The organism is Rhizobium sp. 32-5/1, from assembly GCF_029537235.1.
Lineage (GTDB): Bacteria > Pseudomonadota > Alphaproteobacteria > Rhizobiales > Rhizobiaceae > Pararhizobium.
In genome coordinates this window covers 2,775,544-2,787,500 of sequence record NZ_CP120638.1, presented here as the reverse complement: position 1 = coordinate 2,787,500, position 11,957 = coordinate 2,775,544, and the positions used below count along the sequence as shown (strand labels likewise).

The following is an 11,957-nucleotide window of genomic DNA, read 5'->3' as shown; positions in this document are numbered from 1 at the left end:
GCTCGTCCGCCGCCCGCATGGCTTCCTCCAGGCTGGTGGTGAAAACCGACGCCCCAAGACCGAAGGGGCTGTCATTGGCAAGCCGGATCGCCTCGTCGAAATCCGCAACGCGCCCCACGGCGGCGACCGGGCCGAAACATTCCTCGCGCATGATCTCCATGTCAGGCGTGCAGCCGGTGAGGATCGTCGGCTCGTAAAACCAGCCGACCGGCTCGCTTTCGGGAATTTTTCCACCCAGAGCAACGGTCGCGCCCTTGGCTATCGCATCCTCGACCAGCCGGATGACCTTGGCGCGCGCGGCTTCGCTCACCAGCGGCCCGATCTCCGCCCGGGTCAGACCATTGCCGATGCGCAGGCGCTTTGCCTCGAAAACGAACTTCTCGATGAAGGCGTCATGCACACTGTCGACGACGAAAAAGCGCTCGGCGGAGGTGCAGACCTGGCCGGACATGTGAAACGCGGCGGTGACGGCCCCGGCGGCGGCCACATCCAGCGGCGCATGGGCGGTGACGATCATCGGATCGCTGCCGCCGGCCTCGATCACCGCAGGTTTCATCTGGCCAGCCGCCGCCATGGCGACTGCCTTCCCAGCAGCAACCGAGCCGGTGAAGGCGACGGCATGGGTCAGCGGCGAGGCAATCAGATATTGCCCAACTTCGGCGCCGCCGGGCACGCAGGCAATCAGCCCTTCCGGCAGGGCTTCAAAGACCTGCATGAATTCCAGGGTCGAGAGTGTCGTTGCCAGCGCCGGCTTGATGATGCAGCCATTGCCAGCGGCGAGCGAAGCCGCAACGGTCCAGCACATCAGAAGGATCGGAAAATTGAACGGCATGATGTGCACGCTGACGCCGAGCGCCTCGTAACGCACATGCTGGAAGGAGCCTGCCTGCGTTGTGCCTGCCACCTTGCCGGCCTCGTCGCGCGCCATCTCGGCAAAATAGCGGAAGGCACCGGCACAGTTCGCCACTTCGCCGATCGCTTCCGGATAGGGCTTGCCCATCTCGCGCGACATCAGCTCGGCGCAGCGCCGCATGTCGGTCGCCTCGATCTTGTTGGCGATCCTATGCAGGGTCGTCGCCCGGCTCTTGGCATCCAGACGCTTCCATTTGGCCTGTGCGGCATTGGCCGCCTGCAGGACGGCATCCAGTTCTGCAACCGTCGTTTCGGCAAATTCACCTTCAGGGGCCAGCGTCGCCGGGTTGTTCACCGTGTGGCGCGCGCCGGCGGCCTGAATATAGTCCGGATGCCTGTAGAAAACGGGCTCGGCTGGATTAAACATGGTGTTTTCCTGTCAACGTGTTTGTCATGGTGAAATCCCCTCACCCTGCCCTCTCCCCGGTGGGGAGAGGAGGTACAGAGGTTGCCGCCAACCTCTTCTCCCCGCCGGGGAGAAGGTGCCCGAAGGGCGGATGAGGGGGCTTGCCCCCTGAAGGGCGTAGAGGTCTTGCCGTCGCGCGGCATGACTTCCCCAAATGCCCTCACCTCACCGGATCATGTAAACTTTCTTGATCGTCTCATGCACGGTGCAGACGCCCTTCCAATCCTGCGGGAAGAAGGCCGCCGTATCCGGCGTGATTTCGATCACCTCGCCGCTTTCATGCACATAGGTGCTGCGCCCTTCGAGGAAGTGGCAGAATTCGTCGCGCGTCACGTGGCATTCCCACTTGCCGGGTGTGCAGATCCATAAGCCGCATTCCGACTGGCCGTCCGGACCCTTGTGGATCAGCTTGCCGGAAACCTTCGATTCCCCCTCGATCATGGTCGGGATAGTGCCCCAATCCTTGAGGTCGGTTTCGTCGAGCGGCTTGCGCATCAGGGGCGTGGCGGTCATCGGATGTTTCCTTTCGTTTTCTTTAGGCAGCGTTCGTGCTTTTGAGATGAAGCCAAACATTGCGACAGTCATTTGAAGTTCAGAGCCTCAGACCAGCATGTAGATGTTGCGCATCGTCTCGATGACATGGCACTCGCCTGTCCATCCGCCGGGGAACATCACCACGGTTCCTGCCTCGACCTCGATCACCTCGCCTTCGTCGGAACGGTAGACCGCACGACCGGCGACGAAATGGCAGAACTCGTCGCGCGGGATGGAGAGCCGCCAGCGGCCGGGCGTGCAGACCCAGATGCCGGATTCCGGCTGGTTGTTCGGCCCCTTGTGCACCAGGCGTCCGGTCGATTTCGACTGGCCTTCAACGCTGTCAGGCTGCATGCCCCAGTCGACGAGATCGTCATAGGTGGTGGCATTTTGGATGTGGGGCGCAGAGGATGCTTCACCCATCGAACTTCCCCGTCGCTGCGAGCTGATCGAGAATGGCGGCCGCCTTTTGCGGGCCGTTCTGCGACTGCATATGGGCGCTGGTCGCTGCCAATTTTGCCTTCATCGCCGCATCGTTGACGCAGGCGTCCAGCTTGGCTGCGAGGTCCTCGTCAGTCCAGTCGTAACGCGGCATCTTGAAGCCGTGGCCGGTCTCGTCCACCCGCGTTGCATTGTCGTGACCATCCCAGACATAGGGCATGATGATCGCCGGCTTGCCGAAATAGAGGCATTCGGTGAACGAGTTGTTGCCGCCATGATGGATGGCCGCGTCGATCTGCGGAATGACCGACGGCTGCGGGAACCAGCTTTCGATGATTATATTGCCCGGCAGATCGCTATACTGCTCCTTATAGTCGCCGACATTCACAAGCGCGCGATAGGGCTGCTTTCCAATGGTCGTGATCAACCGCTTCAACAGGTCTGTATCGCCCGCACCAAGACTGCCGAAAGATATATAGAGTAGAGGCTTGTCATTATTCTCCGCGAAGACAGGAACCTCATAGGGCTTTTCCTTGCGCACGCAGCCTTCGAGATATTGGAACTGCTTCGGATCGAGCGGATGCTCGCGGTCGAACTTCACGGCCTCCGGATAAAGCAGCAGGTTCATGAAGGGCGAGGCCTCGAAGAACTGGCCGATCGGGTAGGCTTCCTCGCCAGTCGAGGCGAGAAACGTGTTGAAGTCATCATGGATCGGCTTGATCACCGCATTGAACCTGTCGCGATAGGCGGCGTGGCCTTCCAGATCATCCTGACGGCAGCCGGAAAGATGCGGCGGGATCTTCGGATCCTCGATCTCGTTTTCCGAGCAGGAAATGATTCGAACCCAGGGCTTGCCGAATTGCTTGATCGCCGGAAACAGGATGACGTTGTCGACGCAAATCAGGTCGGGCTTGATCATGGCCAGAACGCCCGGCAGGTCCTTCTGCGCCCATTTGGCGCTGTCGACGATCGCCTCCCAGCAATCGCGCACATAGTTGTCGATCTGGTCGTAGGGGCTTTTGCGAAAATTCGGGATATGCCCGTTGATGAAATCCTCCCAGAATTTCGCCATCTGCTCGGGCGGCATCGGCGCCGAGAGGTTGACCGGATAGGCCTCGAAACCATAGCCCTTGTAGACATCGACGAAGCCCGGATCGGACAGAAAGACGGCCTTGTGCCCGAGCGCCTCGACGGCCTGGGCAATGCCGACGGAATTCAGCGCCGGACCAAAGGCGGCTTCGGGAAAGAATGCAATCGTCTTGGACATGGAGTTCCCTTCTTCTTCTCTTATTCTTGAAACAGACGGCAGGCCGCCGCGTTGAGCCCGAGCGAAACGCTCGCCCCTGTTCGCGCGGCGGCCTCTTCAGGTCCTGCCGCCGCCACGCGGACCTGAAGAGGCGCTGGTGAAAGCGCCGTTTTGACGTAAAGCTGGCGATCCAGCCCGTGATAGGCGACATCAACGACCGTTCCGGCAATGCCGGTACCATCGGACACGAGCCGGATATTTTCCGGTCGTACGGCAAGGACGGCCGGCGCATTGCGCTTCAAACCGTGTAAGTCACAGGCCAGCGCCTGGCCGCCGGCGCGAAACAGCGCATCCGTGCCGATCTCGCCGTCGATGAAATTCATCATGCCGATGAAGCCGGCGACGAAACGGTTGGCCGGTTGTTCGTAGATCTCCTGCGGCGTACCGCATTGCAGGATATTGCCGTCGCGAAGGACCGCGATGCGATCGGCCATGACCAGCGCCTCTTCCTGATCATGCGTAACGATGATGAAGGTGATCCCGACTTCGCTCTGGAGCCGCTTCAGTTCCAGTTGCATCTTTTCCCGCAGCTTCTTGTCGAGAGCGCCCAGCGGCTCGTCCAGCAGGAGCACCTTCGGCCGCTTGATCAGCGCCCGGGCAAGCGCCACGCGCTGCTTTTGACCACCGGAAAGTTCGGCAGGCTTCCGGCCGGCGAGCGCCGTCAGATCTGTCGTCGTCAGCATGTCATCGACCCGCGTCGCGATCTCGCCGCGCGGCAGGCCTTCCATTTCAAGACCATAGGCAAGGTTCTGCCAGACCGTCATATGCGGAAACAGGGCATAGGACTGGAACATCAGGTTGAGAGGCCGCTTTTCCGGCGCATCCCGGGTGATGTCACGCTCGTCAAGACGGATGACGCCGCTATCCGGGGCCTCAAAACCCGCGATCATTCTCAAAAGCGTGGTCTTGCCGCAGCCGGAAGGCCCCAACAGCGCAAAGAACTCGTTTTCCCTGATGTCGAGCGAAATACCATTGACGGCAATCGTCTTGCCGAAGTGCTTGACGACCATATCGACCGACAGAACGGGTTTGGACATGCGTTCGTTCATCGGGTCATCTGCTCTTTGTTCAGCCATTGCGAAATGAGAAGCACGGTCGCGCTGACGCCCATGACAAGCGTGGCCAGCGCATTGATTTCCGGCGTCACGCCGAAACGGATCATCGAATAGATCTGCATCGGCAGCGTGATCGAGGCGCGACCGGCGCCGGCGGTAAAGAAGGCGATGATGAATTCATCGACCGACAGCGTGAAGGCAAGCAGCGCTCCGGCGACGATAGCCGGCAGAAGCACCGGAAAGGTGACGCGCCAGAAGGTGGTAAAGCTGGAAGCGCCGAGATCGCGCGAGGCCTCGACGATCGAGAAGTCGAAATTCTTCAACCGCGCCCGAACGACCGAGCAGACGAAGGCGAGGTCGAAGATGACATGGCTGATGATGATCGTGTGCAGGCCCATGGTCACGTTGAGTCGCGAAAACAGCGTCAGAAGCGCGACGGCCAGCACGATGTCCGGAATGACCATCGGCGAAAATGCCAAGGCCTCGAGCGGCGTCGAACGGCGCTTGCGCGTTTCCATACCGATCGCCAGCATGGTGCCGAGAACCGTGGCGATCAGCGTCGCGACAACGGCAACAACAAGCGTGTTCCAGGCAGCATGAAGAATGTCGGAATTGCCGGCCAGCGACACGTACCAGCGCAGCGAAAAGCCGGACCAGCTTGTCGGCAGGCCGCTTTCGTTGAAGGATAGCAGCACCAGAACGGCAATCGGCAGGTAGAGAAAACCGAAGACGAGCACGAGTATCGTGCGCCCCGTCAGCTTGATAAGCAACGCGTCAGCCATGTCTGGCCTCCGCCGTTTCACCGCTGAAGCGGGCGGAAGCCCGCGCCTGCAGGAGAAGAAGCGCGATCATGACGGCAATCAGGACCATGCCGAGCGCTGCACCGAAAGGCCAGTCATTGGCGGTCAGGAACTGGTCGTAGACGAGATTGCCGATCATCTGGAACCGTCCGCCGCCAAGCAAAGCCGGCGTCACGAAATTGCCGATCGACAACACAAAGATGAACACGCCGCCGGCGGCTACGCCCGGCATGGTCAGCGGCAGCGTCACCCGCCAGAAGGTGCGGACGCGGCTCGCACCGAGATCGCGCGAGGCCTCGATCAACTCGCCGTTCAGGCGCGACAGGCTGGAATAAATCGCGAGGATGACGAAGGGCAAATAGTTGTAGACGAGACCAACGATGACGGCACCTTCGCTGTAGAGCAGCGACAAGGGCTCGCCGTCGTATCCGAACCAGCGCAACGCATTGTTGATCAGCCCTTCGCGGTTGAGCAGCACGATCCAGGCATAGGTCCGGATCAGGTAATTGCTCCAGAACGGCAGGACGGCAAAGAACAGCAGGATCGGCTGCAGACGTTTCGGCGCAAGGCAGATGGCGTAAGCCGCCGGGTAGGCAATGAGGATCGCAAACAGGGTGGCAAGACCTGCGATCCGCACCGAGGTCAGGAAGATTTGGGCGTAAAGCGGGTCGATCACCCGGAGGAAATTTTCCGCCGTCAGCGTGTATTCCACGCCCCCATAGAGACCGCGCGTCAGGAACGCATAGGCAAACACGATCAGGCACGGCACGATCATGAACAGACCGAGCCAGGCAATCGCGGGCAATGCCATCAGATTGGAACGTGCCGTCTGCGAGGACAAGAAATGGACTCCGGAGTTTCAAAACCTCTTCTCCCCAACGGGGAGAAGGTGGCCCGTAGGGCCGGATGAGGGGGCGGCAGGCTCTGCGGCACGCGGTTACGCCCCTCATCACCTCGCATCCGCTCGGCTCTTCTCCCCGCCGGGGAGAAGAGAGCATCAACTCAATTCGCCGCCTTGATCTCGCTCACGGCCTTCGAATAGTCACGCTGCGCTTCGCCCAGATCCTGCAATTCCTCGTAACCGACGAGTTCAGCCGGGGTCATGCCCATGTTCGGATATTGCTTGATCAGCGCCGGGTCGAGGCTTTCCATGGCCGGCTTGTTCGGCACTTTGTAGAAGATGTTCGATGCCGCCCAGGCATGGTTCTTGGCTTCGAGGATATAGTTGACGAACTTCAGCGCCGCCTCCTTCTTCTCCGAATTCTTCATGATCACCATGGTGTCGATCCAGAGGTCGGAGCCTTCCTTCGGCACGACGAACTTGATCTTGTCGTTTTCGGCGATGCCGTAATTGCACCAGCCATCCCAGGCCTGAACCAGCGATGCTTCAGCCGAAACCAGCTTGGAATAGAAGGTCGTGTCGTCATAGGCGAGCAAGGTCTTCTTCGCCTCGATCAGGGCCGTCTTGGCTTCCTCGATCTTGGCCGGATCCTTTTCGTTGACGGAGTAACCCTTGTAGAGGAGGCCGGCACCCATCAGCCAGCGGTCGGTTGCCAGCATCGTGACCTTGCCCTTGAGATCATCCGGCGGGGAAAGCAGGCTTGCCCAGCTGTCCGGCGTGCCCTTGACGAGATCGGAGCGATAGCAAAGACCGGTCGTGCCCCAGGCGTAAGGAACAGCATAGGTGTTGCCTGGGTCATAGGCGAGCTTGCGCGCTTCAGGATAGAGATTGGCAAGGTTCGGAACGCTCGCATCACTCAACGGCTCAAGAAGGCCCTGGCCATTGAGGATATGGGCAAACGGCGACGACACGAAGACGACGTCGAAGCCCTTGCCCTGGCTTGCCATCAGCTTGCCCATGATTTCTTCATTGGTCGCATGGTTGACGACCTCGATCGTCAGGCCCGTCGCCGCCTTGAAGGTCTCGGCGATATCCGGCGCCATGTAACCGGCCCAGTTGGAAATCACCAGATCGGCAGACAGTGCAGTCCCGGCCGACAGCAACATGGCGCCGGCGGTTAGGCTGGCGATCTTCACGGATGCACGCACTTCAGCTGAAGTTTTCACGATAGTCTCCCGTTTGCTGGCACATCCGGGAATCAGGTCACCTGATATCGCCGCTGCGCAAATACATCGTCCCGAGTGGCACCGATGGCGCAGGCCTCGAGGTTTCAACATCTGTTCCCAAGCGGCACGCCGGTTCACCGATCTTTGGCTCGCTGTTGACGGGCAGTATTATTTATAAAAAATACGTCAATACAAAATCGCTCAACGTTCGAATTATTCGGATACGGCCTTGCATCGCCTTTGCGGAAAAGGCAGCATGCAGGGGCTGAAACCTGCCCGGAACCGGAATTGCCATGGATGCAGAGACAAAAAAGGTAAAGCATCGCCATGTCGAACTGGCGCAGAAAATACTGGATATAGCCACCGAGCGTGGCATGACACGTGGCGAACGCCTGCCGGAACAGGCGCTCGCTTCCCGCTGCAATGTGTCCCGAACCCCCATTCGCAAGGCACTGCAGATCCTCGCAGATCGCCTGATCGTCACCGCCGAGCCGGAGGGCGGCTATCTCTTAGCCATAGACCCCGCGTCCTTTCCAGGCCTTGAGGATGAAGCCCGACCGACTGAGGAGACCGAGCTTTACAACGCGATCCTGCGGGATCTTTCAGCAGGCCGGATCGCGGATTCGCAAACCGTTGCCAGCCTGCAGCGCCGTTATGATGCCTCCCGCAGTGCAGTACAAAACGCCCTGATAAAGCTTTCCGAAGACAATCTCGCCGAGCGTGCCCCCGGGCAGCAATGGCTGATCAAGCAGTTTGCCATCGGCGGCGACGCGGTGGCGAAGAGCCTTGAATTCCGCCTGTCCTGCGAGCCGCTGGCGCTGACGCTGCCGGGCTTTCACCGTGACGGGCCGGCCATCACCTCGCTGCGCCACTCGATGGACATCCTGCGCGGAATGAACGAGACCAATTTCGACCAGAAGCTGTTCGAGCGCACAGACTTCGATTTCCACATGCTGATCGCCCGCTCTTGCGGCAATCCTTTCATGTCCGAGGCGCTTGTTAGCCATCATCGCCGCCGGCGATCCAGCCAGCCACCGGTGCATGTCAACGCCTATCGCTTGATGCAGTCGAATGCCGAGCACATGCAAATCCTTGAACAGATCGAGCGCGGGCAGATGGATCTTGCGAGCGACCTGATGCGCGTGCATATCCAGCTCTCCCATTCCCAGCGACCGCGCCTTGCCGGTCGCGGCGTTCCGCCGATCTTCCGGGTCGTGGGCTAAACGACATTGGATCTCGCATGACTCAGCCGAAGGTGATCGCGTTTTTTCCGGAAGCAAGCTACGGCGCTGCACTCAACTGCGTCGGTATTGCCCAGCAGTTGCGCAGCCTGGGCGCCCGGCCGGTGTTCATTTGCCATCCCGGCTTTCGCGGCGTCTTTGCAGAATACGGCTTTCCCGAATATCCGCTGCCCTCCTCCGGCAATGAGAGCCAGACGGACTGGACCGATTTCATCAACCGGCACCAGGATGCTTTCCGGCAGACGCCGCTTGAACAGATCAAAAGCTATGTCGCCCCGACCTGGGATGCGATCGTCGATACCGCCATTGCCGCGGAGGAGCCGCTGCGCCAACTCCTTGCGCAACTGAAGCCGGATATCATCGCGCTCGACAACGTCGTGATGTTTCCAGCGATTGCCAATGCCGGCGTGCCCTGGGTGCGCATCGTTTCCTGCGCCGAGACGGAACTGCCGGACGTGGCAGTGCCGCCCTATCTCTCGGGCTGCGGTGGAACCCCGGAGAATGACTGGAGCCTGTTTGCGGAGAAATACAGACAAGCCGTCGCGCCCGCGCATCGGCGGATGAATGCCTTTCTGATCGAATGTGGTCTCAAAGCTCGCCCGCCCGGCGAATTTCTAGAAAGCTCACCCTTCCTCAATCTTTTGCTTTCACCGGATGCCGTGCGCTTTGAACGCGACCAGCCGCTAGATCCCAAGACCCATGTCTACCTGAACGGCTGCGTTCGACAGGAGGCGGCTTACGCCCTGCCCGCGTTCGCCGCCCATCAGGACGCGCCGCTGGTGCTGACCAGTTTCGGCAGCCTCGGAGCCATGGACGTCGTATTGATCAAACGGATGATCGACGTCTTCGCAGTCCTTCCCTACCGCTTTATCGTCAATGTCGGCCCCTGGCGCGACGACTATGCGCGGGTGCCTGACAATGTCTTTCTGGAAAGCTGGTTTCCCCAGCCCTCGATCGTCGCGCAATCGAGCCTGTTCATCCATCATGGCGGCAATAACAGCTTCTGCGAGGCGCTCTACTACGGCGTGCCCTCCCTGATCATGTCCTATTGCTGGGACGGCCACGACAATGCCCGCAGGGCGCAGGACGTTGGTGTCGGACAGCGCATCGACCGCTATCAATGGACCGATGCGGCGCTGGCGGCAGCGATCGCCGACTTGCTGAGCGATCAGGCCATGCGCAACCGGCTCGAAGCCAATTCCGCAACGATGAAACAATCCAATGGCGCAGCCGTCGCGGCAAGGGCCATTCTCGATCTTGTCTGAAAGGAACACCGCATGCAGGACAAGCTCTATCTCGACGGCACCGGGGTTTCCCAGTCAAAGGCGGAACACTCGACGTCATCGACCCGGCAACCCAACAGATGGATCCACAAGCGCCGACCGGGAGGGCAGAAGACATCGACAGCGCGGTGAAGGCCCCGCGAAAATTCTGCGCACCATCGCAGGCATCACAACCGAAAAGCGCGCGTTCCTCGCCAGACTTGAAGTCACCCCGGCATCAGCCGCACGTTACGGCTTCACGCACGAGGCGCCGGCTCCCGCCTGCACACGACCGCCTCGAGAAACGCTCCGGCGATGGAAACGCGACCATTGTGGATCAAGGTTTCGGGGCAAGGAAAACGGGGATGATATTTTTTGTATTCTTGGAGATTGGCGGGATGGCGCCGCAATCGCCTCTGCCAGCCGAACAAACTCAGCCCAGCGGCTTGAACGTCCACTTGACCACATAGGCGCCGCTGCGTTTTCGCTTGGTTTTTATCGTGACCTCAACCGGTCCGCCGAGTTCTGCCTCCGCATCCTCGAAAGCCTTTCGCGCCTGCGCCATCGCCTGATGGTAGACGGCGTTGTCGCGTTTCGGGCTATCGGCAATCGCCCTCATCAGGGCGATTGTGTCGAGTTTGTCTTCGGGCATGGATCCGGCTCCTTTCCGGCCCGCCTCAGGCGATGCCACGATGCTGAACGCATAGGCGTTCTTACACCAGCCGGTCCGACCTTCTCAATCGGCGCGTTGGCACTTAGTGTTGGGGTAAGGCGTTCGAAGGTATCCGCGCAATCACCTTGATCTCGAAGTCGAAGCCGGCCAGCCAGTTCACGCCGATCGCCGTCCAGTTTGGATAGGGCGGATTCGGGAAAATCTCCTGCTTGACCGCCATGATCGTTCCGAACTGATTTTCGGGATCCGTGTGGAACGTCGTGACATCCACAATATCGTCGAAAGTGCAGCCTACGGCTTGCAGCGTTGCCTTGAGGTTTTCGAAGGCCTGCCGGACCTGACGCTCGAAGTCGGGCTCAGGCGTGCCGTCCTTGAGGCTGCCCACCTGTCCGGAGACGAATAGGAGGTCAGCGGATCGGATTGCGGCGGAGTAACCATGCGCTTCGTAAAGAGCGTGTCTGTTTGCGGGGAAGATTGCATCTCGTGGGGACATTTCCATCTCTTTTCATCGGAATTGACTGATAACCGCAAAGCACGGCGGATCGGACGTTCGCTTCCCATTGCGCAGCGTGATATACGGCACGTATGTGAATGCGCCACATACGGTGCGTATGTCAATTAATATACGTAGCGTATGTGAAATATGAGGCGATGATGGCGAAGCGACGAATTGAGTCCATGGAGGAAAACCGCGCAAAGCTGATCGCTGCGGCAAGAAAGGCATTTGCCGAAAAGGGCTATGCGGCGGCATCGATGGATGAGCTGACAGCCGATGTCGGACTGACGCGCGGCGCGCTCTATCACAACTTCGGCGACAAGCGCGGACTGCTGGCAGCCGTGGTGCACCAGATCGATTCGGACATGGCAGCGCGCGCGCAGGCACTCGGAACGCGCGCCGGCGATGGCTGGCAGGCGCTGCTGGCCGAGGGCGCAGCCTATATCGAAATGGCACTTGATCCGGAGGTCCAGCGAATCGTTCTACTTGATGGGCCGGCCGTGCTCGGCGATCCATCGCAATGGCCGAGCCAGGGCGCCTGTCTGCAGGCAACCAGACGGGCGGTCGAACACCTGATGGCCCAAGGCACGGTCAAGCCCGTGGACCCGGAGGCCGCAGCCCGGCTTCTTTGCGGAGCAGCACTCAACGCGGCGCTCTGGATTGCGGCCAGCGACAATCCTCAGGACGTTCTGCCCAAGGCAATCGAGGCGTTTCAATGCCTCGCCTCTGGATTCCTCGTAAAGGCAGAATAGGAAAAGCGTTAG

General features: G+C 60.1%; 14 protein-coding genes (1 of these 14 running past the window's edge). 4 read left to right on the top strand and 10 right to left on the bottom strand.

From position 1 onward, the window contains the following. From P6U16_RS14165 to P6U16_RS14130, 8 genes are all read right to left on the bottom strand, one after another. Nucleotides 1–1,279 carry the 5' portion of an aldehyde dehydrogenase family protein gene (locus tag P6U16_RS14165; protein WP_277701106.1) on the bottom strand. 227 nt of this gene lie to the left of the window's left edge, so 1,279 of the gene's 1,506 nt are visible here — the first part of the coding sequence; it begins with the start codon at nucleotides 1,277–1,279; the stop codon falls past the left edge of the window. A 204-nt stretch (nucleotides 1,280–1,483) separates the two neighbouring features. Continuing rightward, entirely contained in the window at nucleotides 1,484–1,831 is a 348-nt protein-coding gene (locus P6U16_RS14160) for a cupin domain-containing protein (protein WP_277701105.1), read from the bottom strand. 87 nt (nucleotides 1,832–1,918) lie between these two features. Continuing rightward, a complete protein-coding gene (locus P6U16_RS14155) occupies nucleotides 1,919–2,275 on the bottom strand; it encodes a cupin domain-containing protein (protein ID WP_277701104.1) in 357 nt (118 codons plus the stop codon). After that, nucleotides 2,268–3,560: a glycosyltransferase gene (locus tag P6U16_RS14150; RefSeq protein WP_277701103.1), complete on the bottom strand. Its 1,293-nt coding sequence runs from the start codon at nucleotides 3,558–3,560 to the stop codon at nucleotides 2,268–2,270. Before P6U16_RS14150 ends, P6U16_RS14155 begins: the two co-directional genes overlap by 8 nt. Before the next feature lie 20 nt (nucleotides 3,561–3,580). Beyond that, nucleotides 3,581–4,636, bottom strand: a complete 1,056-nt coding sequence (locus P6U16_RS14145; RefSeq protein WP_277701102.1) for an ABC transporter ATP-binding protein — start codon at nucleotides 4,634–4,636, stop codon at nucleotides 3,581–3,583. Between the two features lie 8 nt (nucleotides 4,637–4,644). Further along, entirely contained in the window at nucleotides 4,645–5,436 is a 792-nt protein-coding gene (locus P6U16_RS14140; RefSeq protein ID WP_277701101.1) for an ABC transporter permease, read from the bottom strand. Then, nucleotides 5,429–6,265, bottom strand: a complete 837-nt coding sequence (locus P6U16_RS14135; RefSeq protein ID WP_277703852.1) for an ABC transporter permease — start codon at nucleotides 6,263–6,265, stop codon at nucleotides 5,429–5,431. The genes P6U16_RS14140 and P6U16_RS14135 overlap by 8 nt, the downstream gene beginning before the upstream one ends. Before the next feature lie 191 nt (nucleotides 6,266–6,456). Beyond that, entirely contained in the window at nucleotides 6,457–7,521 is a 1,065-nt protein-coding gene (locus P6U16_RS14130) for a spermidine/putrescine ABC transporter substrate-binding protein (protein ID WP_277701100.1), read from the bottom strand. A 293-nt stretch (nucleotides 7,522–7,814) separates the two neighbouring features. On the opposite strand from P6U16_RS14130, the gene P6U16_RS14125 reads away from it, so the two are divergent. The 3 genes from P6U16_RS14125 to P6U16_RS14115 are packed head-to-tail and all read left to right on the top strand — an operon-like array spanning nucleotide 7,815 to nucleotide 10,177. After that, nucleotides 7,815–8,744 (top strand): GntR family transcriptional regulator, encoded by a 930-nt coding sequence (locus tag P6U16_RS14125; protein WP_277701099.1) that lies wholly within the window; start codon nucleotides 7,815–7,817, stop codon nucleotides 8,742–8,744. Between the two features lie 17 nt (nucleotides 8,745–8,761). Beyond that, entirely contained in the window at nucleotides 8,762–10,027 is a 1,266-nt protein-coding gene (locus P6U16_RS14120) for a glycosyltransferase (protein ID WP_277701098.1), read from the top strand. Nucleotides 10,028–10,039: 12 nt separating this feature from the next. Continuing rightward, nucleotides 10,040–10,177, top strand: coding sequence for a hypothetical protein (locus P6U16_RS14115; RefSeq protein ID WP_277701097.1), 138 nt, complete (start codon nucleotides 10,040–10,042; stop codon nucleotides 10,175–10,177). Nucleotides 10,178–10,457: 280 nt separating this feature from the next. Here P6U16_RS14115 and P6U16_RS14110 read toward each other — a convergent pair whose 3' ends face one another. Next, entirely contained in the window at nucleotides 10,458–10,676 is a 219-nt protein-coding gene (locus P6U16_RS14110; RefSeq protein WP_277701096.1) for a hypothetical protein, read from the bottom strand. Between the two features lie 103 nt (nucleotides 10,677–10,779). Further along, entirely contained in the window at nucleotides 10,780–11,190 is a 411-nt protein-coding gene (locus tag P6U16_RS14105; RefSeq protein WP_277701095.1) for a RidA family protein, read from the bottom strand. A 161-nt stretch (nucleotides 11,191–11,351) separates the two neighbouring features. Here P6U16_RS14105 and P6U16_RS14100 point away from each other — a divergent pair, with 161 nt between their 5' ends. Next, nucleotides 11,352–11,945, top strand: a complete 594-nt coding sequence (locus P6U16_RS14100; RefSeq protein ID WP_277703851.1) for a TetR/AcrR family transcriptional regulator — start codon at nucleotides 11,352–11,354, stop codon at nucleotides 11,943–11,945. The last annotated feature ends 12 nt before the right edge of the window (nucleotides 11,946–11,957 follow it).